19 protein-coding genes are annotated in these 24,309 nt (G+C 67.0%); 12 read left to right on the forward strand and 7 right to left on the reverse strand.

Translation table 11 applies throughout. The annotated features are described in order from the left end of the window. Positions 1 to 122 precede the first annotated feature (122 nt). Both DXK21_RS06115 and DXK21_RS06120 read right to left on the reverse strand, forming a co-directional pair. Positions 123 to 2,621: a TonB-dependent receptor gene (locus DXK21_RS06115; protein ID WP_114816893.1), complete on the reverse strand. Its 2,499-nt coding sequence runs from the start codon at positions 2,619 to 2,621 to the stop codon at positions 123 to 125. Positions 2,622 to 2,821: 200 nt separating this feature from the next. Further along, complete coding sequence (locus tag DXK21_RS06120; RefSeq protein WP_114816894.1) at positions 2,822 to 4,897, reverse strand: TonB-dependent receptor domain-containing protein; 2,076 nt, start codon at positions 4,895 to 4,897, stop codon at positions 2,822 to 2,824. 130 nt (positions 4,898 to 5,027) lie between these two features. On the opposite strand from DXK21_RS06120, the gene DXK21_RS06125 reads away from it, so the two are divergent. From DXK21_RS06125 to tdh, 3 genes are read left to right on the forward strand one after another with little or no spacing between them, the layout of a single operon-like run. Next, positions 5,028 to 5,882 (forward strand): DUF4232 domain-containing protein, encoded by an 855-nt coding sequence (locus DXK21_RS06125; protein ID WP_114816895.1) that lies wholly within the window; start codon positions 5,028 to 5,030, stop codon positions 5,880 to 5,882. Between the two features lie 45 nt (positions 5,883 to 5,927). Continuing rightward, positions 5,928 to 7,130, forward strand: a complete 1,203-nt coding sequence (locus DXK21_RS06130; RefSeq protein WP_114816896.1) for a glycine C-acetyltransferase — start codon at positions 5,928 to 5,930, stop codon at positions 7,128 to 7,130. After that, on the forward strand, positions 7,130 to 8,176 hold the full coding sequence (tdh, locus tag DXK21_RS06135) for an L-threonine 3-dehydrogenase (RefSeq protein WP_114816897.1): 1,047 nt from the start codon (positions 7,130 to 7,132) through the stop codon (positions 8,174 to 8,176). The genes DXK21_RS06130 and tdh overlap by 1 nt, the downstream gene beginning before the upstream one ends. A gap of 92 nt (positions 8,177 to 8,268) precedes the next feature. Here the strand turns inward: tdh and DXK21_RS06140 are convergent, their stop codons facing one another. Then, on the reverse strand, positions 8,269 to 9,291 hold the full coding sequence (locus DXK21_RS06140; RefSeq protein ID WP_114816898.1) for a DNA topoisomerase IB: 1,023 nt from the start codon (positions 9,289 to 9,291) through the stop codon (positions 8,269 to 8,271). Between the two features lie 90 nt (positions 9,292 to 9,381). Here DXK21_RS06140 and rlmJ point away from each other — a divergent pair, with 90 nt between their 5' ends. Next, the gene (gene rlmJ / locus DXK21_RS06145; RefSeq protein WP_114816899.1) at positions 9,382 to 10,215 is read left to right on the forward strand and encodes a 23S rRNA (adenine(2030)-N(6))-methyltransferase RlmJ; all 834 of its coding nucleotides are present in this window, start codon (positions 9,382 to 9,384) and stop codon (positions 10,213 to 10,215) included. 393 nt (positions 10,216 to 10,608) lie between these two features. Here the strand turns inward: rlmJ and DXK21_RS06150 are convergent, their stop codons facing one another. Continuing rightward, positions 10,609 to 10,926: an antibiotic biosynthesis monooxygenase family protein gene (locus DXK21_RS06150; RefSeq protein ID WP_114816900.1), complete on the reverse strand. Its 318-nt coding sequence runs from the start codon at positions 10,924 to 10,926 to the stop codon at positions 10,609 to 10,611. A gap of 83 nt (positions 10,927 to 11,009) precedes the next feature. On the opposite strand from DXK21_RS06150, the gene DXK21_RS06155 reads away from it, so the two are divergent. Both DXK21_RS06155 and DXK21_RS06160 read left to right on the forward strand, forming a co-directional pair. Further along, positions 11,010 to 11,741: a type 1 glutamine amidotransferase gene (locus DXK21_RS06155; protein ID WP_114816937.1), complete on the forward strand. Its 732-nt coding sequence runs from the start codon at positions 11,010 to 11,012 to the stop codon at positions 11,739 to 11,741. 71 nt (positions 11,742 to 11,812) lie between these two features. After that, positions 11,813 to 14,320 (forward strand): hybrid sensor histidine kinase/response regulator, encoded by a 2,508-nt coding sequence (locus DXK21_RS06160; protein ID WP_114816901.1) that lies wholly within the window; start codon positions 11,813 to 11,815, stop codon positions 14,318 to 14,320. Position 14,321: 1 nt separating this feature from the next. Here DXK21_RS06160 and hemF read toward each other — a convergent pair whose 3' ends face one another. Beyond that, positions 14,322 to 15,176: an oxygen-dependent coproporphyrinogen oxidase gene (gene hemF, locus DXK21_RS06165; protein WP_114816938.1), complete on the reverse strand. Its 855-nt coding sequence runs from the start codon at positions 15,174 to 15,176 to the stop codon at positions 14,322 to 14,324. A 179-nt stretch (positions 15,177 to 15,355) separates the two neighbouring features. Between hemF and DXK21_RS06170 the strand changes: the two genes are divergently transcribed. Next, entirely contained in the window at positions 15,356 to 16,633 is a 1,278-nt protein-coding gene (locus tag DXK21_RS06170; RefSeq protein WP_114816902.1) for a dipeptidase, read from the forward strand. A gap of 3 nt (positions 16,634 to 16,636) precedes the next feature. Here DXK21_RS06170 and DXK21_RS06175 read toward each other — a convergent pair whose 3' ends face one another. Then, entirely contained in the window at positions 16,637 to 17,275 is a 639-nt protein-coding gene (locus DXK21_RS06175) for a DUF2726 domain-containing protein (protein WP_162790589.1), read from the reverse strand. Between the two features lie 82 nt (positions 17,276 to 17,357). Continuing rightward, on the reverse strand, positions 17,358 to 17,816 hold the full coding sequence (locus DXK21_RS06180) for a tRNA (cytidine(34)-2'-O)-methyltransferase (RefSeq protein ID WP_114816904.1): 459 nt from the start codon (positions 17,814 to 17,816) through the stop codon (positions 17,358 to 17,360). A gap of 194 nt (positions 17,817 to 18,010) precedes the next feature. On the opposite strand from DXK21_RS06180, the gene petA reads away from it, so the two are divergent. The 5 genes from petA to DXK21_RS06205 all read left to right on the forward strand — a co-directional run bounded on the left by petA (position 18,011) and on the right by DXK21_RS06205 (position 24,266). Next, a complete protein-coding gene (petA, locus tag DXK21_RS06185) occupies positions 18,011 to 18,565 on the forward strand; it encodes a ubiquinol-cytochrome c reductase iron-sulfur subunit (RefSeq protein WP_114816905.1) in 555 nt (184 codons plus the stop codon). 17 nt (positions 18,566 to 18,582) lie between these two features. Next, positions 18,583 to 19,878, forward strand: a complete 1,296-nt coding sequence (locus tag DXK21_RS06190; protein ID WP_114816906.1) for a cytochrome b — start codon at positions 18,583 to 18,585, stop codon at positions 19,876 to 19,878. A 5-nt stretch (positions 19,879 to 19,883) separates the two neighbouring features. Next, positions 19,884 to 20,759: a cytochrome c1 gene (locus DXK21_RS06195; protein ID WP_114816907.1), complete on the forward strand. Its 876-nt coding sequence runs from the start codon at positions 19,884 to 19,886 to the stop codon at positions 20,757 to 20,759. Positions 20,760 to 20,902: 143 nt separating this feature from the next. Beyond that, the gene (locus DXK21_RS06200) at positions 20,903 to 22,543 is read left to right on the forward strand and encodes a M28 family metallopeptidase (RefSeq protein WP_114816908.1); all 1,641 of its coding nucleotides are present in this window, start codon (positions 20,903 to 20,905) and stop codon (positions 22,541 to 22,543) included. Positions 22,544 to 22,655: 112 nt separating this feature from the next. Next, a complete protein-coding gene (locus DXK21_RS06205) occupies positions 22,656 to 24,266 on the forward strand; it encodes a M28 family peptidase (RefSeq protein WP_114816909.1) in 1,611 nt (536 codons plus the stop codon). Positions 24,267 to 24,309 lie beyond the last annotated feature (43 nt).

Below are 24,309 nucleotides of genomic sequence, written 5' to 3' on the forward strand. Positions count from 1 at the left end.
ACCCCGGATGGCCCGAAGGGACAATCCGGGGCCCGGGCGGCGGCTTCAATGGCATGGGCGGAGAAGACCCTTGCGTCTGGGTTCCGGGTTCGCTTCGCGCCCCGGAATGACGGCAGGGAGGATCAGAACAGAATCTTGCGCAGACTGATCCGGAAGGTCCGGCCCAGGGGGTCCAGATAGTCGGGCTGATAGGACAGGGGCGTTTCGCCCAGCCCGTCGCGCACATCCAGCCTTTGGTCGAACAGGTTTTCGATGCCGATGCTGACGCGGGCACCCTTCAGCCACGGGTATTTCGCCACCCAGGTCTGACGCGACGACAGGTCGGCGAACAGGTTCAGGTTCACCGTGGTCAGGTCCGAGAAGGTCAGGTCGTCAGTCGGCGACGAGCCGCCGCTGATCCGCGTCGACTCTTTCCAGTTGGCGTTCAGGAAGCCGCCCATGCCGCTCTTGAACAGGCCGGCCTGGAACTGGACCTCGTTGCGCGACTGGCCGCCGCGCGCGCCGATGGCGGCGCCGTCCAGCAGGTCCAGCACCGGCAGGCCGTCGCGGATCGTGATTTCATCCTGAATGCGATAGGTGTGATAGAGTGAGACGTTGAACCGGCCCTGGCCGGGCTGCATCGCGGCCCCACGCCCGCCGCGTCCGCCGCCGCCCATTCGCATGCCGCCGCCGCCGGGGGAAGGACCGCCCGCGCCCGGACCACCGCCGGGTCCGCCGGGGCCGCGGCCCATGCGTCCGGCCGCCGCCGGGTCGGGCTTGCCGAAGGGGGTCGAGAAGTTCAGGCTCCAGCGGATTTCCTGCTGCTCGGCCTTCTGGAAGTTCAGCGGGCGGGCGTCGATGGACAGCAGATTGCCGTCCGTGTCGCGGGTGAAGCGCTCGGGCAGGGCCGCTTCCAGTTCCGGTGTGATGGTCGGGAAGGCGGCGATGGAGCCTTCGACCTCGGTCCGGGTGTAGTTGGCCGTCAGCCGCAGGTCCTTGTCCTTCAGCGGCGTCAGGTTGAAGCCCAGCTTCAGCACGCGCTTGGTCTCTTCGGACAGGCCGGCGTTGCCGCCTTCGATGCGGGTGATGTTGACCGATTGGCCGGTGCGGAAGTCATAGACCGGCACGTTCGGCGTCGAGATGGTCGGGTCGTTCAACTGCGATATCGACGGCGGGCTCTGTTCGTCGGCCCAACTGACGTTGAAGTTGAGCGGGGTCCACGGCGACCAATTCAGGCCGACCGTATAGGCGCTCAGCCCGCCGAAGTCGGACAGGTCCTGATAGGCCAGGTTCAGGTTGGCCGACAGATCGCCCAGCACGCCCAGAACCTCTCGGTCGCGGCTGGCGATGGGCAGGTTGAAGTTGCCCGATGCGCTGGTCCGGTCGCGCGACAGCGAGCGCTCCGAGAAGACGCTGGTCTTCAGGTCTGCATCATAACGCAGGCTTTCGGAATCCAGGGTCTGGGTGTCGAAGCCGACCTTGAAGGTCGAGGTCAGGGCGCCCGCAGGGCCCTCCCAGGCGGTGCCGTTGATGACGCCTTCAAGATTGCCGCTGCTGGACACGGATCGGGCGGTGTCGAAGGGCAGGCGCGGCGCCTTGTCGGCGTCGCCGAACGGATCGATCACGCCCGCCGTCACCCCGGCTTGCAGCGTGTCCTGATCCAGTCCGCGCCCGGTGCGGGTCTTGGTTTCGGTGCGGTCATAGCCGCCGGTCAGCGTCCAGCGCCAGTCGCCCAGATAGCCGTCCACCAGGGCCCCGACCTTGCCCGCCAGGGTGTCGGTGGTGCGCGACAGGGCGTCGGGGGCGTTCAGGTAGAGCATTTCCGTCACCGTCGACGGCGGCACGGCCAACTGGACGCTCGGGAGGCCCTGATAGGACAGCCGCGAGGTGTCCTCCAGACTGGCGCTCAGCGTCAGGGCGGTGGTGTCGTTCAGGTCGCGCACCAGCGAACCGGCGACCGAGGCCTGTTCCTGCTTGGCCAGCAGGGTGCGGTAGGCGGTCGGGTCGCCGTCTTCCCGCTGGATATTGCGTTCGGTCTCGAACAGGGGCGTGTCGTTCTCGTATTCCAGATCCAGCGTCGTGCGCTGCTTGCCGGCGATGCGCAGGATATTGCTTTCCAGATCGCTGACGGTGCGGCCGCCTGCATCCGGGCGGCGGACGCTGGCCTGCATCGTCAGCGAGCGGAAGTTCGCTTTCAGCACGAAGTTCACCACGCGCTGATCGGCGCTGTAGCCATAGGAGAGGGCGGTTTCCTCGGGCAGGATCTCGGTGCGTTCGATGGCCTCGGGCGGGATGCCGCGGATTTCCTGGAAGCCCGAGATGCGCCGTCCGTTGACCAGGAAGACCGGCGCGCCGCCGCGCGAGCTGCGCGTCACCGGCTCCAGCAGGGTCATCAACTCCTGGATGCTGCTGGCGCCGTAAGCCTTCAGCTGTTCTTCATCCAGCACCAGCTCGGGCTCATAGTCGCCCAGGGCCGCGCCCCGGCGTCGGCTCGACACAGCCTGGATCTCGCCCAGGTCATAGGCCTCCTGCTCTTCAGCCGCAGGGACGGCGGGCGTCTGGGTCTGCGGCGCGACCGCGGGCGTCGTCTCCGCATTGGGATCGAGCGAGGCGAGAGCGAGAAGCAGAACGACGGGTGACATGAAGAGTCCTGGCTAGACCGGAAGCTTGGGGCGTCGACCTGCTTGAAGACCGATGTGCGCCGAATAGTGGCGGGACGATCTCCGTCAGATTAACAGCCTGTAATGACGCGGAAATGTCACAGCAGGCCCGACAGTGATCTAACGCAGAAAGGGGCGGCGTCCGTCGCACGCCGCCCCTTCTTTTTTCGGCTCCGATGAAATCAGAAGCGGGCGCGAACACCCAAGACCAGGTTGCGGCCCCGCTGCGGGGCGGTTTCGGCCAGGAAGGAGGCGTGGTTCAGCGCCAGTTCGTCCAGCAGGTTGGTCCCGCGCAGGAAGATCTGAGACTTCACCCCGGCCAGTTCCACGTCATAGGCCACGGTGGCGTTGACCATGTTGTAGCCCGGCGTCTCGCTCTCGAAGGCGGCGATGTCGTTCTGCTTGAAGGTGCGGCTATATTCGACGTCGCCCGACCATGGCCCGGCGAAGGCCTCGGCCCGGACGCCCAGGCGCGCCGCCGGGATGCGGGGCAGGTTGCCGCCGTCGCCCTTCAGCTCGCCGCGCACATAGTCGCCGAAGACCGTGGCCGACAGCCAGGGGGTCAGCTGCTGGCGCACCTCGCCTTCCAGCCCGGTGAAGGTCGCGTCGGCCTGGCTGTATTGGATCAGGCGGAAGTCCTCGAACTGATCCAGGGTGCGGGCGAAGATGTAGTCGTCATAGACGTAGTGATAGGCGCTGACCGAGGCCGTGGTGGACCCCGCCGTCTTGCGCAGCGTCAGTTCCAGGGCGTTGGCGGTTTCGACGTCCAGGCCGCTGTCGCCGATCTCATAGGTGTTGGTCGCGAGGTGGACGCCGTCGGCATAGAGTTCCTGCGCCGAGGGGGCGCGTTGCGAGCGCGACAGCGACACGGCGCCGGACCAGCCGGGCATGAAGTGCCAGACCGCCGAGCCCGAGATCGAGAAGGGCTTGTGCTCGGTGTCGGCCAGGCCGATGGCCGAGGCCTCCTGCCATTCCTGACGCAGGGCGCCTTCCAGGTGCCAGTCGCCCAGTTCATATTCCTCCATCACGAACAGGCCGGTGTTCTTGGTCGTGCTGGGGGCCAGGAAGCTTTCCTCGCCGACGGCGGCGAAGTCGCTCTTGCTCAGTTGCAGGCCGACCACGCCCTTGAAGCCGGCGATCTCGCGATGCTGGGCCTCGATGCGGCCGTCATAGCCCTCGTTGGTGAAGGTGGTCGAGACGACGCCTTCTTCCAGTTCCTGATGCTGGTAGTCGGTGTAGCCGGCGCGCAGACGCAGGTTCTCGATGCCGGGCAGGGGATCGCGCAGTTCACCGCGCAGATCGACGCGGCGGCTCTTCAGCCGGACCTCGGGCACGCCGTGGTCGTGATCGTGCTCTTCGCCTTCCTCATGATCGTGGCCGTCATGGTCGTGATCATCGTGACCGCCGCAATGCAGATGGTCGCCGTGCGGGTGGCAGCCCTCGTATTCGTGAGTGTGGCCCGCCAGGCCGTAACGGCTGGTCTGTTCGGTATAGGCCGCGCCCAGATAGCCGCGCGAACCGATGTATGAGGCGCCCAGCGTCGCGGTCGAGGTATCGTTGTAGGAGCCGTCCAGACGCGGTTCGTCCCAGTCCGGGACCTTGTAGTCGTCGGCCTTGCGCGCGGCGGCTTCGACGCGAACGGCGAAGTTGCCTGCGCCGACCGTCAGGCCGACCACGCCAGCCTCTTCGTTGTCGACCGAGCCGCGACGGTATTCGACCACGCCCTCGCCGTTGTTGGCGGGGATGCGGGTGGGGATCTTCTTGTCCAGCAGGTTGACCGCGCCGCCAATGGCGCCGCCGCCATAGAGCAGGGCCGAGGGACCGCGCAGGATTTCGATGCCTTCCAGCAGCAGCGGCTCGCCGCTGATCGCGTGGTCGGGCGAGACTTCCGAGGCGTCCATCAGACCGGCGCCTTCGCTCAGCACCTTGACGCGCGGGGCGGCCTGGCCGCGCACCACCGGACGGCTGGCGCCGCCGCCGAAGGTGTCGGAGTTGACGCCGGGAATGCTGCTGAGGGTGTCGCCCAGGGTCGACTGGCGGCGGTGGACCAGTTCGTCGCCGCTCAGCAGGGCGACGTGCGAGCCTACGTCGTCGCCGGCACGGCCCAGGGGCAGGGCGCGGACCACCACATCGGCGATCTCGGTCGGCTCGTCCTGATGCGCGGTCTGGATGACGTCGTCAGCCGCAAAGGCGTTGCAGGAGAGGGCGGCGGCCCCGGCGGCGGTCAGCAGAAAGGTTTGAAGTCGCAAGGCACGCATCCCCGTTACAATGTCGCGAACTTGATATGTTATAGTGTATCACTACGCAACCGCCTCGCTGCATTTCCTGACAAGCGGAGCCTTTGACGAAGAGCGGCGTTCGGACGGGACACCCTCAGAGAGGCCGACCATGACCCGTACCGCCGTTGCGCTGATAACCTGTCTCGGCCTGACCGCAGCCGCCTGTTCGCAGGAGGCGCCGCCGACGACCGCTCCGGTCGAGGCGCCGGTCGCCCCGCTCGCCGCCGCCGTCGGCTATGCCTGCGAGAGCGGCAAGGTGGTCACTGTGACCTACCCGGACACGGAGACGGCTCGGGTGTCCTATGACGGTCGTGACTATGTCCTGGCCAGCGCCGTCTCGGCCAGCGGGGCGCGCTACGCCGGGCAGGGGCTGGAATGGTGGACCGCCAGCCGCGACGGGCAGGAAAGCGGAACCCTCAGCCGACTGTCGCCGAATGATACGACAGGCGGGACCATCATCGAGCGTTGCAGTCGCCCGGTCCCGGCGCTGGCTCCGTCGCCCGAGGCGCCGTGCATCGGGACCAATCTAAGGCTGTCGGTCGAGGGCGGCGACGCGGGCATGGGCAATCGCCTCACCACCCTGGCCTTGCAGAATGTCGGGACGCAGACCTGCAGCCTGACCGGCTATCCGACCGTGACGCTGGCCGATGCGGGCGACCGTGTCCTGACGGCGGTCAAGGCGGTGCAGGAGCCGGGGAGTTACTTCACGCAGGGAATGACGTCGACGCCGGTCGCGCTGAAGCCCCGGTCCAAGGCCTATTTCGATCTGGCCTGGAACGTCGTGCCGCATGAAGCCGAGGGCGAAAAGGCCTGTCCCGAGGCCAAGACCCTGCGCCTGACGACCCCCGGCGATACGGCCTTGGTCACGCTCCCGCTGGCCCTGACCGCGTGCGGGAGGCAAATTCGCGTCAGCCCATTTCGTCCGGTAAGCGAGGCTTCGGCCAGACCTGCCCCTGCGGCCTGAAATCAGGGGTTCAAACCTGCCTGAATTCAGCGTAGCGGAGAAATCATGACCCAGAGCACCAATACGGTCTTCTACGACCGCATCTCCGCCGAACTGGCCGACATCGACGCCCAGGGCCTGACCAAGCCCGAGCGCGTCATCGCCTCGCGTCAGGGGCCGGTGATTTCGGTCAACGGCCGCGAGGTCCTGAACTTCTGCGCCAACAACTATCTCGGCCTCGCCGGCGACGAGCGCGTGACCCAGGCGGGCATCAAGGCGATGGAGACGTGGGGCGCGGGCACGGCCTCGGTCCGCTTCATCTGCGGCACGCTGGAAATCCACAAGGAGCTGGAACGCGCCATCGCCGACTACCTCGGCTTTGAAGACACCATCCTGTTCGCCGCCGCCTTTGACGCCAACGGCGGCATCTTCGAGCCCCTGTTCGGGGCCGAGGACGCCATCGTCTCGGACAGCCTGAACCACGCCTCGATCATCGACGGCGTGCGCCTGTGCAAGGCCAAGCGCTATCGCTTCGCCACCTCGGACATGGCCGATCTGGAAGCCCAACTGAAGCAGGCCCGGGCCGACGGCGCGCGCGAGATCATCATCGCCACCGACGGCGCCTTCTCGATGGACGGCTATATCGCCAGGCTGAAGGAGATCCGGACCCTGGCTGACCAGTACGGCGCCCTGATCATGGTCGACGACTGCCACGCCACCGGCTTCCTGGGCGACAAGGGGCGCGGCTCATATGCTCATCACGGCGTCGAGGTGGACTTCGTCACCGGCACCTTCGGCAAGGCTCTGGGCGGCGCCATGGGCGGCTTCATCTGCGCCAAGGCCAATGTCGTGGCCCTGCTGAAGCAGCGGGCGCGGCCCTATCTCTTCTCCAACGCCCTGGCGCCCGCCGTCTGCGGTTCGTCGCTAGAAGCCATTCGCATCGCCGCGGGCGAGGAGGGCGACGCCCTGCGCGCCCAGCTGTTCGCCAACGCCGCGCGGTTCCGCTCGGCCATGACCGAGGCGGGCTTCACCCTGCAACCGGGCGAGCACCCCATCATCCCCGTCATGCTGGGCGACGCCAAGCTGGCGCAGGATATGGCGGCGCGGATGCTGGAACTGGGCGTCTACGTCATCGGCTTCAGCTTCCCGGTGGTGCCGCGCGGCCAGGCCCGCATCCGCACCCAGATGTCGGCCGCCCACACCTTTGAACAGATCGACGCCGCCGTGGCGGCGTTCACGACGGCTGGTAAAGAACTGGGAGTGATTTGATGGCGGACATGATGAAGGCTCTGGCCAAGACCAAGCCCGACGTCGGCCTTGAGCTGATCGACGCCCCGATTCCCGTGGCGGGCGACGAGGACGTGCTGATCCGCGTCCACCGCACCGCCGTCTGCGGCACCGACATCCACATCTGGAACTGGGACGAGTGGTCCCAGAAGAACGTGCCCGTCCCGATGATCACCGGCCACGAGTTCGCCGGCGAGATCGTCGCCATCGGCAAGGACGTGGATCGCCGACTGAAGATCGGCCAGCGCGTCTCGGCCGAGGGTCACGTCATCGACCTGAACTCCGAAGCCGCCCGCGCCGGTCACTTCCACCTGGACCCCGACACGCGCGGCATCGGCGTGAACCGTCAGGGCGCCTTCGCCGAGTTCGTGGTGGCCCCGGCCTTCAACGTCATCGAACTGCCCGATGACGTCCCCTATGAGATCGGCTCGATCCTGGACCCCTTCGGCAACGCCGTGCACACGGCGCAGCAGTTCGACCTGTTGGGCGAGGACGTGCTGGTCACGGGCGCGGGTCCCATCGGCATGATGGCCGCTGCGGTCGCGCGCCACGCGGGGGCTCGCACCGTGGTCCTGACCGATATCAACGACTTCCGTCTGGAACTTGCGCAAAAGGTTGCGCCGGGCGTGCGCACGGTCAACACCACCAAGGAAGACCTGCGTGACGTCATGCACGAGCTGGGCCTGAAGGTCGGCTTCGACGTGGCGCTGGAGATGTCGGGCTCGCCCATCGCCTTCAAGCAGTGCGTCGACACCCTGATCATGGGCGGCGGCATGGCCATGCTGGGCATTCCGTCCAAGCCGATGGAGACGGACTGGGGCGCGATCATCCTGAAGGCCCTGACCATCAAGGGCGTCTATGGGCGCGAGATGTTCACCACCTGGCGCAAGATGCTGGGCCTGCTGAAGGCCGGTCTGGACCTGACGCCGCTGATCACCCATCAGATGCCCTATCAGGACTTCGAGGCGGGCTTCGAGGCCATGCGCTCGGGCCAGTCGGGCAAGGTCGTCTTGAACTGGGCCGACTGATCCGCGCCTGAAGCGAACCCAAGGCCCTCTGACCGCAAGGCAGGGGGCTTTTTCGTGTCCGGCCTGCCCCGAACCTGGGCGCGGTCGTCATTTCATTGGGGCGACAGCAGCCGGATCAGGCGGGGCTCGAAGCCTTTGGCCTCCGCGCCGGGCAGGGCTTCGGCAAGGCCGCCGTTTTCGAACAGGTCCAGCACGCGCGGGTGGACGTAGGCGGCGCGGCAGACCGTGGGGGTGTTGCCGAGCAGGCCGGACACCGCCTTGACGCAGAGGGTGACTTTGCGCCGGGCGTCGGTGGGGGAGGTCGGCGGCTCCATGTCGCGCAGGGCGCGGGCGGCGGCTGCCGTTCCGGCCCAGGTGCGGAAGTCCTTGGCTGAGAACTGCTCGCCCAGGGCGTCGCGAATATAGGCGTTCACGTCGTCCGAGGTGACGGCATGCAGGTCGCCGTCGCCGTCGCGATACTTGAACAGATGCTGGCCGGGCAGGCCCTCCAGTGTGCGCAGGGTGCGGGCCAGGCGCTGGTCGCGGACGCTGATCCGGTGGTCCTTGCCGCTCTTGCCGCGGAACTCAAAGGTCAGGGCGGCGCCGTCCACCTCCAGATGACGCTTGTGCAGGGTGGTCAGGCCGAAGCTGCGGTTCTGGCGGGCGTATTCGGCGTTGCCGACGCGGATCAGGGTGATCTCCAGCAGGCGGACGGCGGTGGCCAGCACCTTGTCCCGGCACGGCCCGCGTCGTGCCAGATCCTGTTCCACCCGCTCGCGCAGTTTCGGCAGCTTGCGGGCGAAGGCGGCCAGGCGGTCGAACTTGGCGTTGGCGGCGTGGCGGGTCCAGTCGGGGTGATAGCGGTATTGCTTGCGTCCCTTGAGGTCGCGGCCCGTCGCCTGGATATGGCCGTTGGCGCGCGGGCAGATCCAGACCTCGGTCCAGGCGGGCGGGATGGCCAGGGCGCGGATGCGGTCCAGCGTCCTGGCGTCACGAATGGGCTGTCCGTCGCGGTCGCGATAGGAAAACCCCTTGCCCGAGCGGCGACGGGTGAGGCCCAGGCTGTCGTCATTGCACCAGCTGAGTCCCTCAGGGATGTCCGGGGCGGTCGGAAGGCGGGCGGCGCCGTCGGGCATGGCTTGTGATCCTGAAGATGCGACGACCAACGGACCGTGAGCCTACCGGGTTCCTCTTGACCGCGAGCGCCGGGCGGAGGACGGAGCGGCATGAACTATCGTCACAGCTTTCACGCTGGAAACTTCGCCGACCTCGTCAAGCACGCCCTGGTGCTGTGGCTGCTCAAGGAGCGGCAGGCCCGGACCGAGGCTCTGGGGCCGGTCACGGTCATCGACACCCATGCGGGGGCTGGCCTCTACGACCTGTCGGGCGACGGGGCGCGGTCGAAGGAAGCCGAGGCGGGCGTGGCGCGCCTGATGACCGCCGAGGACCGGCCGCCGCTGATCGAGGCCCTGGCGGCCGAGGTGGCGGCTCTGAACCCGGACGGCGGCGCGCGCTTCTATCCCGGCTCGCCGTTGCTGATCGCGCGGGCCTTGAACGATGGCGACCGCTATCTGGGCTTCGAGTTCAACCCGCCGGTCCAGGCCATGCTGGCCGAGGCCCTGGCCGACTGGCCTGCCGCCGAGGGGCGTGAAGGCGACGGCTATGTCGAGGCGCTGAAGGCGGCGAAGGCGACCAAGGGGCCTCTGGTCCTGATCGATCCGCCGTTCGAGCGGCCCGACGACTATGTGCGCTCGGCCGAGACCGCCGCCGCCATCCTGCGCCACGACCGCACGGCGACGGTGGCGATCTGGACCCCGCTGAAGGACATGGAGACCTTCGACGGTTTTATCCGGCGGCTGGAAGAAGCCAAGGTCGGGCGGGTGCTGGTGGCCGAGGCGCGCCTGCGCCCGCTGAACAATCCGATGAAGATGAACGGCTGCACCATGACGGTGGTCAATCCGCCCTCGGGCGCAGAGGCGGCGGCCGCCGAAATCTGCGGCTGGGTGGCCGCGACCCTGGGCGAGGCTGGCGCGCGGGCCGAGGTCTGGCGCGCGGGCTGAGGCCGTGGATTGCACTGCGATCTGAAAAAAAACAGTGCAATTGGTGCAATGGCGAGGCGGGCGTGGGGGAGGCGCGAGGCGGGGGCTTCGGAGCGCCTGCGTTGTCCGCCGCCATTCTCGGGCTTGACCCGAGGATGGAAGTCTGGCGCGCTCGACCTTGCCGACGTCGCGCAGACGGATAGCCCGATCCTCGGGTCAAGCCCGAGGATGACGGCAGGTGGGGCGCCCCCTTCACCGCGTGAGCGGGAAGGATCGAGGCGGACGGCGGGCTGCGACGATGTCAAAGAACCCCTTCATCCTGGCACGACCCGAGACGTGGTCGCGCAAAACGCCCCTAGAAGCCGTCGATCCCAATGAAACATGGGGATTGGCGGGGTCTGATAGGCGAGCCGGTCAGGCCTCGACAACCTCGCCAGGCTCGTAGAGGTGGGGCTCGAAGGTGGCGATGGCCAGGATCGGTCCCATGGCCGCCACGACTTCGGGGTGGCGCGTCATGACCTTCCAGTCCGTCGCGCTGGCCCAGACGGCGTGATTGGCCACGACCCGCCCGTTCAGACCGCGATGCAGGGTGGCCGAGACGAAGCCGGGCAGGGCGCGCTGGACCTGGGCCAGGGTCGTCAGATGCTCGATCAACTCGTCCTGACGGCGCGCGTCGCACTTGAAGATATTGATCAGGACGACAGGGGTGTCGGCGGTCGCGTCGGCGGACATGAAGGGCGGCCTCGTTGCAATCGTCCGACTTCTACCCCAATCCAGAGGCAGACGCTTCCTTCTCCCCGCTGGAAAACGCCGAAATGACCCGTATCGCCATTCTGGAAACCGGCCACCCGCCCGAGCATCTGCGGGACGCCTTCGACGACTATCCCGCACGGTTCCGCGCCTTGATGGGCGAGAACGTGCCCACCGTGCGCTTTGACGTGCAGTCGGGGCATCTGCCGGAGGACCCGTCGATCTATACCGGGGCCATCGTCACCGGCTCGGCGGCGGGGGTCTATGACGATCTGCCGTGGATCTCGCCTCTGGTGGAGTGGTTGCGGGCGGCGCGGGGCAAGACGCGGCTGCTGGGCATCTGCTTCGGGCATCAGGTGATCGCCCATGCCTTTGGCGGCAAGGTCGAGAAGTCGCACAAGGGCTGGGGCGTCGGTCTGCATCGCTATGACGTGCTCAGCCATGAGCCGTGGATGCACCCGCGCGCGCCCTCCATCGCCATTCCGGTGTCGCATCAGGATCAGGTGGTCGCCGTCGCGCCCGATACACGGGTGATCGCCTCCAGCCCCTTCACCCCCTACGCCGGTCTGGCCTGGGGCGAGGACGCCGTCAGCTTCCAGTGCCACCCGGAGTTCCAGCCGGCCTATGCCGCCGCCCTGATCGAGGGGCGGCGCGGCGACCGCATCCCGCATGATCTGGCGGATGAGGCCTTGCTGAGCCTGGAAGGCGCCAATGATCGGGCGGTGCTGACGGCCTGGATCCGGGCCTATCTGCTGCTGACCCCGCCGCCGGTCGAGGCGGACGGCAGCGGCATCTGACAAGAGGGGCGGGGCGTTCGCTGAACGCTAACTTCTGGCGTGCCATTCTGGGGCGTCAGTTCGGAAGTGATATGTCGCCCATCAAAGCCGCGGTCCTCGCGATCGCCATTCTGCTGTCGCCGGGTCTGGCCCAGGCCCAGGTCCAGGCCCCGACGCCAAACGAGGGTCCGCCTGCGGATCTGCTGCGGGCCGTGGAGACGCGCGCCTCGCGGACGAGTTTCGCCCAGCTGGAAGCCTTTGGCGAGGCGGCCTACAGGCGCCGCGACCGCGAGGGGCTGAACCGGATTTATCACGTCGTATGGATCGTTCAGAACCAGGGCGAGTTCGAGCGCGCCGCCTTCTGGAACCGCCGTCTGGAAGAAAGAGCGCGGGCGCAACGCGATCAGCGCTTCATCCAGGTCGCGCATCTGAACGACCTCAGCGCCCGCTATGATCAGGGCGACCTGAACGTCGATGTCGAAATGAATCGGATGGTCGTCAATGGCGTCGACTGGTTCGTGCGCGCCCACGCCGCGCGTCTGACGGCCCTGACCCTGATGGATCAGGACCGGGTCGGCGAGGGGCTGAAGCTGCTCAATCAGGCCGAGGCCGACATCCCCGACGAGGACGCCTATGCCGCCACGGCCCATTCCGGCCTGTGGGAGATGACCGGCATGGGCTTGATGAAGCTGAACGACGTGGTGGGGGCCACCATCGCCTTCCGCCGGTTCGAGATCGACTACGCCAACCCGGCCTACCCACGCCCCGATTTCGACAGCCTCTACAACCTGACCAAGATGGCGGTTCAGGTCGGCGATCTGACGCGGGCGCAGGAATACTACGCCGCACACCGTCGGTTGAGCCTGAGGACCGGGCTGGAAAACCTGATGGTCTATGACGCGGCCCTGTGCGCCCAGGTCGCGGACGCCAGGGATGAGGCGCTGGACGTGCTGAGTTGTCTCGCCCCCTATGGCGAGGACCTGGGCGTGGCGGCCTTCCTGAGGTTGGAAATCCTGCCGCTGCGGGCGGTGGCGCGGGCGCGGACCGGCGACGTGGACGGGGCGCGGCGCGACCTTGATCAACTGCGCCATTTCGACGGCCTGGGCGGGGTGGATTCCCATGTGGCCCTGGTCGAGGCGGAGCTTCTGTTCGCGCAGGGCCGGTCGACCGAGGCCTATCAGGTGCTGCGAACCTATCAGCGCGAACGGGACGTCCAGACCTCGCAGCGGTTCAGCGCCGGCATCCGTCAGGTCACGGGCGATATTCAGGAGCAGCTGGATCGGCGGCGCCAGCAACTGGACACGGCGCGGGCCAACACCGAGCTGCAGCGCACGGTCATCCGCTGGCAGAACTGGATCGTCGGCATCGGCGTGGTCTTCATGCTGTCGGCCCTGCTGACCTTGATCTGGCAATGGCGGCAGGGAGCGGAACTGCGCAGCGCGCGCCGTCGCGCCGAAGACGCCAATCGGTCCAAGAGCGAGTTTCTGGCCAATATGAGCCACGAGATCCGCACGCCGCTGAACGGGGTGGTGGCCATGGCCGACGCCCTGGCCCAGCGTGACCTGAACCCCGACGAACAGGACATGGTCGAGGTCATCCGCTCGTCCGGGGCGACGCTGGAACGGCTGTTGTCCGACATTCTGGACAGCGCCCGGATCGAGTCCGGTCAGGTCACGATCGAGGCCGCGCCCTTCCATCTGGGGCGGGCTGTGCACGACGTGGCGGCCCTGTGGCGCATCCCCGCCGAGGCCAAGGGGGTGGCGGTCGTCGCCCATGTCGATCCGGGGCTGGATCGACTGGTCGAGGGCGACGCCGTGCGCGTGCGTCAGGTCCTGACCAATCTGGTCAGCAATGCGCTGAAGTTCACCGCCGAAGGACAGGTGACGCTGACCGTCGAGCCGGGCTTGGAAGGCGATGTGCGCTTCACCGTCACCGACACCGGCGTCGGCTTCGACGAGGAACAGAAGGCGCGCATCTTCGGTCGCTTCCAGCAGGCGGACGGCTCGATCACGCGGCGCTTCGGCGGCACGGGGCTGGGGCTGGCCATCTCGCGGGAACTGGTCGGGCTGATGGGCGGCTGGCTGGAATGCGAGAGCAGGCCGGGCGAGGGCTCCCGCTTCTGGTTCGAGATTTCGCTACCGCCGGTTCAAGGCTCGGTCGAGCCTGCCGAGGCGGTTCAACCGGTCGAAGACGTGCGCGAACAGCCGCTGCGGGTGCTGCTGGCGGACGACCATCCGGCCAACCGCAAGGTCATCGAGATCATGCTGGGCGCGACGGCCATGGAGCTGGTCGCGGTCGAGGACGGGGCGCAGGCGCTGGAGACCTTCAAGCGCGAGAGCTTCGACCTGGTGCTGATGGACATGCAGATGCCGGTGATGGACGGGCTGACCGCCACCGCCGCGATCCGCGCCTTCGAGGCGCAGTCGGGCCGGGCGCCGACGCCGATCCTGATGCTGACCGCCAACGCCATGGCCGAGCACATCGAGGCGGGTCGGGCGGCGGGGGCGGACGGCCATCTGACCAAGCCGCTGACCCTGGCCGCCCTGTTCGACGGGATCGCTCGCGTGATGGCGCTGAGCGAGCGGTCGAAGGTCGCCTAGATCAGGGCCACTTCACCACGGGCGGCATGGAGCTGAGGATCGACTCGACGTTGCCGCCGGTCTTCAGCCCGAACATGGTGCCGCGGTCGTAGAGCAGGTTGAACTCGACGTAGCGGCCGCGACGGATCAGCTGTTCTTCGCGTTCCGCGGCCGTCCAGGCCTCGGTCATGCGGCCCGCGACGATCCTGGAATAGACGTCGAGGAAGGCCTTGCCGACGTCCTGGGTGAAGGCGAAGTCCTTCTCCCAGTCGCCGCTGTCGTGGTGGTCGTAGAAGATGCCGCCGGTGCCGCGCGGTTCGTTGCGGTGCGGCAGGAAGAAATACTCGTCGCACCACTGCTTGTACTTGGCGTGCCAGGCGGGGTCATAGGCGTCGCAAGACGCCTTCATCGCCGCGTGGAAGGCGAGGGTGTCGGGGTGGTCGTCGCGACGGTCCGCGTCCAGCACCGGCGTCAGGTCGCCGCCGCCGCCGAACCAGGTCTTGGTGGTCGAGATCAGGCGGGTGTTCATGTGCACCGCCGGCACGCGCGGGCTGACCGGGTGGCAGATCAGGCTGATGCCCGTGGCGAAGAAGCGCGGGTCTTCCTCGGCGCCGGGCACGTTCCTGGCGTAGTCGGCGGGGAAGGCGCCGTGGACGGTCGAGCAGTGGACGCCGACCTTCTCGAATAGACGCCCATGCATCATGCCCATGACGCCGCCGCCGCCCTCCTTGCGCTCCCAGGGCGTGCGCACGAAGCGGCCCGGTTCGCCGGGGAAGAGGTCGGCGGGGGCGGCGTCCTCCAGGGCTTCGAAACCGGCGTGAATCTGATCGCGCAGGGTCTCGAACCAGACGCGGGCGCGCTCGCGATGCTCGACCATAAGGGTAGGGGTGTCTTGGATCATCAGGGCTTCAACCATGACGGGCGGCCTTTGTGAACAGTGTGCGATGCGCACTTCATGCGCCCCGGCCTGAAAGAGAGCCTTGATCCAGATCAGACCCGGTTCCCATGACGCCCCGCCTGTGCCAGCGTGGCCTTATCAGTTTTGAGGGGACTTCCATGATCCGCACCGCCTTGCTCGCCGCCGCTTCGCTCGCTGTCCTGGCCGGACCCGCTCTGGCTCAATCGCAATCGGGGGGCGACGCCGCAGGGCAGGAGCGGGTGATGCAGATCCTGCGTCGCACCCCGCTGATCGACGGTCACAACGACCTGCCCTGGGCCTTGCGTCAGGGCTTCGGCAACGACCCCTATCGCGTTGATCTGGCGACCAATCTGGCGGCGACGACGCGGCTTCACACCGACATCCCGCGTCTGCGCGCGGGCGGCGTCGGGGCGCAGTTCTGGTCGGTCTATGTCCCCGCCAGCCTGGAGCCGGTCGAGGCGGCCAAGGCCACCTTTGAGCAGATCGACACGGTCAAGCGTATCGCCGCCGCCTATCCCTCAGTGTTCGAGATCGCCACCACCGCCGACGACATCAGCCGCATCCACAAGGCGGGCCGCATCGCCAGCCTGATCGGCATGGAGGGCGGCTATTCCATCGACGATTCCCTGGGCCTGCTGCGCGAGTTCTATGATTCCGGCGCCCGCTACATGACCCTGACCCACTCCAAGACCACGACCTGGGCCGACAGCGCCACCGACGCGCCCAAGTGGGGCGGCCTGTCGCCGTTCGGCGAGCAGGTGGTCAAGGAGATGAACCGCATCGGCATGATGGTGGACCTGAGCCACGTCTCGGAAGAGACCATGACCGACGCCATCCGCGTCTCGACGGCGCCGGTGATCTTCTCGCACTCGTCGGCGCGGGCAGTGACGGCCCATCCGCGCAACGTGCCCGACGCCGTGCTGCGCCAGATGCCGGCCAACGGCGGCATCGTCATGGTCACATTCGTGCCGGGCTTCATCAGCGAGGCGGTGCGCGCCTCGGGCGCCGCGCGTTCGGCCGAGATGTCTCGGCTGTCGGCCCTGAACCCCGGTGATCCGGCTGCGGTCAAGGCGGGCATGGAGGCCTTCATCGCCGCCAACCCGGCGCCCAAGGCCACGATCGACGACGTGGTGGCTCACATCCAGCACGTTCGCGACGTAGCGGGCATCGACCATGTCGGTCTGGGCGGGGACTTCGACGGCGTCGACAGCCTGCCGGAGGGCGTCGAGAGCGTAGAGGCCTATCCGCGCATCCTGGCCGAGCTGATGCGTCGCGGCTGGTCCGAGGCCGACATCCGCAAGATCTCGGGCGAGAACCTGCTGCGCACCATGCGCGCGGTGGAACGCGCCGCGACGGCTGAACGGGGCCAGCGCCCGAACCTGGCGCAACTGCCGAACGACGGCGCGCCGGAGTAGGAGTCAGGCGGGCTGCGGAGCCGACGGGGCTTTCAGGCGAACTAGGCGGGCGATTTCGAAGGCGAGATCCTCATCGGAATGGTCGGGCTTCACTTCGATGAAGTCGACCCCCGCGCGCCGCAGCGCTTCCCGCTTGACGGCGTCCCGAGCGGCGGCTGTGCCGAGATAGTGTCCGGAGCCCTGGAACTCTACGGCCGCCAGAGGATGTCCGTCGCGGGCAATGACCAGCATATCCACGCGCTTGCTGTTGACGGCGGCGAAGGCCTTGGCGTCGGCAGAGGTCAGGACCTCGCCCAAAGACACCTGAGCCATCACGCGCCAGCCCATGCGATGGCCGCGCAGGAGGCGTTCAATCTGCAGGAAGGCGCGGGCCTCGCTCTTGGACATCAATCGCTTGGGGCGAAACTCGGCGTTCATGACGGTGGTGAGTTGCGCCGCGGGATCAGTTCGGTCGCTGGGAGCCGTTGGGGCGTCAGTGTTCACGAGCTTCATTCCTGCGCGCCATCGCCCCTTGCTGGGACGACGGCCCAAACGACTTCTAGCGCCGACCTTCAACCCGGCCAGGAACCCCAGAAGTGCGATCAAGGCCAGCAACAGCGGCAGGTTATCGGCTGATGTCAGTTCCCGGAGGAAGGCTTGCATAGGCATGGGTCCACTCGTGTGAACTGACCAGTCTGCCTTTCACCATTTGGCGTTCGGTGAATCGGCGTGGTTAAGGTCGGCCTCAGGAGCGCACCGGCAACCCGTCCAACTGCCTTAACCCCTCCCACAGGGCGATCCCCGCGCTGACGGACAGGTTCAGCGAGCGTGTTTCCGGCCGGATGGGGATGAAGACGCGGGCGTCGGCGGCGGCGTGGACATAGTCGGGGGCGCCGGCGCTTTCCTTGCCGAACAGCAGGACGTCGTCGGGCCGGAATTCGAAATCGGGCAGGGGCGTGGCGCCCTTGGTCGTGAACAGGACCAGCCGCCCCGGCGCGCGGTCGCGCTGGAAGGCCTCCCAGTCCGCGTGGCGGGTCATGTGGCTGAGCGGGCCGTAGTCCAGCGCCGCGCGCTTCATGGCGCGGTCGTCGAAACGGAAGCCGACGGGCTCGATCACGTGCAATTCGACGCCGAAACAGGCGCTCTGTCGGATACAGGCGCCCACATTCTGCGGGATGTCAGGTTGAAAAAGGGCGAGACGCATTCTAAGGCCCTCATACGCGCGGGGCGGGGTTTTGTCGCGGCCATTATTGCGACCGTTTCGCAAGTTGCGTCAGCGACTTGCAGAGAGGGTGGCGAAATCAGGGCCGCAGGCGACTTTCACCGTTCCGCTAGACGATCCATGCCGACGACCATCCCCCTCCCGGGGCGGGCGATCGGGACTGCAGAGGTGATAGCGTGGCCGAATCGGTCGTGAATGCTGAAGGGCCTGATGGCCAACACGGGGGCGGCGACGCCACCCGCCGCGACTTCATCCACATCGCTGCCGGCACCGCCGCAGTCGGTGCGGGCGTGATGGTGGCCTGGCCGCTGATCAACCAGATGAACCCCGCCGCCGACACCCTGGCCCTGGCGTCGATCGAATTCGATCTGACCAAGGTTCAGGAAGGCCAGCAGGTCGTCATCAAATGGCAGGGCAAGCCGGTCTTCGTGCGTTACCGCACCCCGGCCGAGATCCAGAAGGTGTCCGCCGAGGGCGCCGTCGGCTCGCCGCCGCAGACCGATGTCGAACGCACCAAGGCCGGCCACGAGAAGTATCTCGTCGTCATCGGCTCGTGCACCCACCTGGGCTGCGTCCCCACCTTCGGGACGGGCGACTTCGGCGGCTGGTTCTGCCCTTGCCACGGTTCGCACTACGACGCCTCGGGCCGTATTCGTAAGGGACCTGCGCCGTTGAACCTGGTGGTGCCGAACTACGAATACATGTCTGACACCCGCGTCAAAATCGGCTGAGGACGGACAGAGGACCCATGAGCGATCACGAATCCACCTACGTCCCCAAAACCGCGATTGAGCGGTGGATGGACACCCGCCTGCCGATCATCCGTTTCGGCATGGACTACGCCAACCTGCCGACCCCCCGTAACCTGAACTACTGGTGGACCTTCGGCGGCATCCTGGCCCTGTGCCTGATGACGCAGATCATCACCGGCATCGTTCTGGCCATGCACTATACGCCGAACACGGCCCTAGCCTTCGCCTCGGTCGAGCGCATCATGCGCGACGTCAACGGCGGCTGGCTGATCCGTTACGTCCACGCCAACGGCGCGTCGATGTTCTTCATCGCCGTCTATCTGCACATGCTGCGCGGTCTCTACTACGGCTCCTACAAGGCGCCGCGCGAGATGATCTGGATCGTCGGCTGCCTGATCTTCTTCCTGATGATCGCCACCGCCTTCCTGGGCTACGTCCTGCCCTGGGGCCAGATGTCCTTCTGGGGCGCTGAGGTCATCACCAACCTGATCGGCGCCATTCCGGTCATCGGCGAGCCGATCCTGATCTGGCTGCGCGGCGGTCCGGCCATCGACAACGCCACGCTGAACCGCTTCTTCTCGCTGCACTACCTGCTGCCGTTCGTCATCGCCGGCTGCGTGGTGCTGCACCTGTGGGCCCTGCACGCCGCCGGTCAGAACAACCCGGTCGGCATCCTGATCCCGAAGGACCGTCAGAAGAAGGACATGCTGCCCTTCCACCCCTACTTCACGGTCAAGGACGGCTTTGCGATCATCCTGTTCCTGATCCTGTTCGCGGTCTTCGTCTTCTATCAGCCGAACGCCCTGGGCCACGCCGACAACTACATCCCGGCCAACCCGCTGCAGACCCCGGCGCACATCGTGCCCGAATGGTACATGCTGCCCTTCTACGCGATCCTGCGCGCCATCCCCGACAAGTTCGGCGGCGTGGTGGCCATGTTCGGCGCCATCGGCGTGCTGTTCGTCCTGCCCTGGCTGGACACGTCCAAGGTGCGCTCCATGCGTTACCGCCCGACGATGCGCACCTGCTTCATCATCTTCCTGTTCGTCTGCTTCGGCCTCGGCTGGTGCGGTGGTCAGCTGCCGGATGCTCCGGTCGTTCCGGGCATGCCCAGCTTCAACCTGTTTGACGGTCAGCTGAACTCCTACCTGTGGCTGACGCGTCTGCTGACGGCCTACTACTTCATCTTCTTCCTGGTGCTGATGCCGTTCCTCGGCCTGCGCGAGAAGCCGTTGCCGGTCCCGGCCACGATTTCCGAGCCGGTCCTGCCCGTCACCGAGCAGAAGGGCTGAGCGCGATGATTTCGAACGAGAAGAAAACCGTGTCCTTCCGCAAGATCCTGGTTTCCCTGACGGCCGCTGTCGGCCTGGTCGCCATCGCCGCTCCGGCGATGGCCGCCGGGGGCGCCAAGCATCCGCGCGAGGGCAACTTCAGCTTCGAGGGGCCGTTCGGCACCTATGATCAGGGCCAGCTTCAGCGCGGCTACAAGGTCTACAAGGAGGTCTGCGCCTCCTGCCACGGCATGGACCTGATGCATTTCCGTAACCTGGGCGACAAGCACGGGCCGTTCTGGAACCCCAAATACCCGAACCCGAACGACAACCCCGTCGTGAAGGCTCTGGCCAAGGAAGCCCAGGTCCCGGACATCGACAGCGAAACGGGCGAGGCGCTGATGCGCGACGCCACCACCGCTGACAAGTTCCCCAACCCCTATCCGAACGCCACGGCTGCGGCTGCGGCCAACGGCGGCGCCATGCCGCCGGACCTGTCGGTCATGGCCAAGGCCCGTCATGACGGCGCCAACTACATCTACTCGCTGCTGTCGGGCTATGTGACCCCGCCGGCCGGCCTGAAGATGACCTCGGCCCAGCACTACAACCCCTATATGGCGGGCGATCTGACCCCGTTCTGGGAAGGCGAGGGGCACGTGCCTCCGGGCGGCTTCATCGCCATGCCCGCGCCTCTGCGCGCCGGTCAAGTCACCTATGACGACGGGACCGAAGCCACTGTCGATCAGATGGCCAAGGACGTCGCCGCCTTCATCGCCTGGACCTCCGAGCCCAAGGCGACCGAGCGCAAGCAGATGGGCTTTGGCGTGATCATCTTCCTGCTGCTGTTCGCAGGGATCACCTACGCCAGCTATCGCCGCATCTGGAAGGGCGTCGCCCACTAAGGGTGATGCAGCTTCGAGACGAGATGACCCGCCGGAGCGATCCGGCGGGTTTTTTCGTGTCCGCAGGCGGAACAGGTCGCATCGACTCGCCGGATTTCGACCGATAGGGTCCGAGGCTCTGATTTGGCCGAGGGTCTGTTTCCATGCGTCTGATGTCGTCCGCCGCCGTCCTGCTGTTCGCCGCCGCCCTGGCCTCGAACGTTGGAGCCCAGACCCCTGACTTCGATGCGGCGCGCATCTCCAACGACATCAAGGTGCTGTCCGACGACAGCTTCGAGGGGCGCGGCATCGCCACCCCGGCGGAGCAGAAGGTCATCGACTATCTGAGCCAGCAGTATGCGGCGGCGGGCTTCGCGCCCGGCGGCGAGAACGGCGGCTGGACCCAGGCGGTCGGCCTGAACCGCTTCACCGTCTCCAACGTGAGCGGCCAGATCAAGGTCGGCGACTGGACCCAGCCGCTCGTGCAGGGGCAGCAGGCCACCATGACCACCCGTCTGCCCGGCGAGGGCGTCGACCTGCGCGGCAAGCCCCTGGTCTTCGTCGGCTACGGCACGAACGCCCCCGAACGCGGCTGGAACGACTTCAAGACCGACGTGCGCGGCAAGGTGATCGTCGTCCTGGTCAACGACGCCGACTTCGAGGAGCCTGCGCTGAACACCTTCGGCGGCGAGGCCATGACCTATTACGGGCGCTGGACCTACAAGTACGAAGAGGCGGCGCGTCAGGGCGCGGCGGGGGTGCTGATCGTTCACGAGACCAAGCCCGCCTCCTACGGCTGGACCACGGTGGCCAACTCCTGGTCCGTGCCGCAGTTCGACATCGTGCGTCAGAACCCGTCGGCCGAGCGCGTGCCGATGGAGGCCTGGATTCAGCGCGACGTGGCCGTGGACCTGTTCCGCCACGCCGGCCTCGACTTCGAGCAGGAGAAGATCAAGGCCCGCAGCCGCGACTTCCAGCCGGTCGAGCTGAAGGGGGCGACCATCGACGCCAGCTTCGATGTGAAGACCGATCAGATCACCACCCACAACGTCGTGGCCAAGCTGGAGGGCGCGACCTACCCGAACGAGACCATCCTCTACACCGGCCACTGGGACCACATCGGCATGGGCGAGCCGGACGCCAGCGGCGACCGCATCTTCAACGGCGCCGTGGACAACGCCTCGGGGACGGCGGGCCTGCTGGAGCTGGCGCGCCACTGGTCGGCGGGCAAGCGCCCCGAGCGCACCATCGTCATGATCAGCTTCACCGCCGAAGAAAGCGGCCTGTTGGGCTCGGAGTTCTACGCCGCCAATCCGCTCTATCCGCTGGAAACCACGGTGGCGGGCTTCAACCTGGACGCCATGGGCGTGCTGGGCCGCATGAGCAAGCTGGGCGTGACCGGCTATGGCCATTCGGAACTGGACGAGCGGGTCATCCCCCTGGCGGCGGCCCAGGGCCGTGGCTTCGAGGGCAATGCCGGCGTGGGCGCGGGCATCTACTTCCGTTCGGACCACTTCCCGCTGGCCAAGCGCGGGGTGCCGATGGCCTATCTGTCCTCGACCGGCGACTACATCGACGAACCGATCGCCCCGCGTCTGGCTGCGGCGGCTGAATATGGCGCCAAACGCTATCACCAGGCCGCCGACGAATGGGAGCCGACCTGGGACTATCGCGGCATGATCCAGGATCTGGAGGTCGTCTATGACGCCGGTCAGGCCCTGGCCAACAGCCGCGACTGGCCGCAGTGGAAGACGGGTTCGGAATTCGGCCCGGCCCGCGCCGTCAGCGCCGACCAGCGCAACTAGGCCAGGTCTGACCCGCCTTCGCGGAACATGACAAAAATGTAAGGGGCGGCCTCCTGCGAGGTCGCCCTATTAGTTTGCATCAAAGCCCCGTGGGGAGGGCGAGGGAGTTTCCATGCATCGTCGGTTCATCAGCGGCGTCGCCGCCGCCGCTCTTCTGCTCGTCGCCGGTTCGGCGGCGGCGCAGGACTTTTCGGCCCAGCGCCTGTCGGACGAAATCCGCACCATCAGCGCTGACGACTTCCAGGGGCGCTATCCCGGCACGGATGGCGAGAAGAAGACGCTGGAATGGCTGCAGGCCCAGTACGAGGCCATGGGCATGGCCCCCGGCGGCCCGAACGGCCAGTGGCTGCAGGTCATCGACTTGAAGCGCTACACCCCCGTCGCGGACGCCGCCAAGGCCAGCTGGACCGGCGCGGACGGTCAGGTCCATGTCCTGACGCCGGGAACCGACATCACCCTGCGCGCAGCAACGAATGACGGTCAGGCTTCTATCGCCAATGTGGGCCTGGTCTTCGCCGGCTACGGCATCCATGCGCCCGAGCGCGGGTGGGACGACTACGGCGATCTTGATGTAACGGGCAAGGTGGTCGTCGTCGTCGCCGGGGAGCCGGACGGCGACCTTTTCAACGGCGTCTATACGACCAACTATGAATCCGGCGCCTACAAGGCGGATGAAGCCAAGCGCCGTGGCGCCGTAGGCGTCATTACGATCATCAACGCCGCACCGGCGGACAGGGCCTGGACGCGTGGCGTTCAGGGCGCGGGCCGCACCCGTACCCAGGCGCCTGGTTCTGCGGATCTGGAGTTCTCGGCCGCGATTCATGCGGATACGGCCAAGGCGCTTGGGCTGGATATGGCGGTTCTCGCTTCGCGCCTGGGCAGTGGCGATTTTCGCGCCGCCGATATGCCTGGCATGAGTGTGTCCATTGAGGTTTCTGAGACCATCGACACCCTGCGCACCCACAATCTGCTGGCCAAAATTCCGGGGACCAAGCGTCCCAACGAGACCATCATCTATTCGGCCCACTGGGACCACGTCGGCGTCAACGAGAACGCCGCGGGCCACGACAAGATCTTCAACGGCGCCTGGGACAACGCCTCGGGCACGGTCGGCGTGGTCGAGATGGCGCGTCAGCTGAAGGCCGCGCCGGCGCCCGACCGCACCATCGTCTTCGCCCATATGGCGGCTGAGGAAATGGGCCTGCTGGGCGGCTACGCCTATGTCGCCGATCCGGTCTATCCGCTGGAAACCACGGTGGCCGACATCAACATCGACATGCTGCCACTGTCGGGTCCGACCCGCGACGTGCCGATCTTCGGCAAGGGGCAGAACAGCCTTGAAGACGATCTTCAGGCCCTGGCCGAGAAGGAAGGCCGCTATGTTTCCGACGACGGTCAACCGGAGCAGGGGTTCTATTACCGCTCCGACCACTTCCCCTTCGCCCGCGCGGGCGTCCCGGCCCTGATGCCATGGCACGGCGTGGACTGGGTCGACGGCGGGCGCGAGGCCGGTCTGGCGGCGTGGAAGGCCAGGTTCGGCGCCGACTATCACAAGCCCAGCGACGAATGGTCCGCCGACTGGGACCTGCGTTCGGCGGTCCAGAACCTGACGCTGCTGTATCGCCTGGGTCTGCAACTGGCCAACAGCGATGCATGGCCCACCTGGAAGCCGACATCCGAGTTCGGTCAGGTCCGCGCGACGAGCGACGCGGCGCGGAAATAGGGCCTTCGGTATGCCCCTCGGTCGGGGACCAGGCGTGGTCCAG

It is taken from the genome of Brevundimonas bullata (assembly GCF_003350205.1).
GTDB classification, from domain to species: Bacteria; Pseudomonadota; Alphaproteobacteria; order Caulobacterales; family Caulobacteraceae; genus Brevundimonas; species Brevundimonas bullata.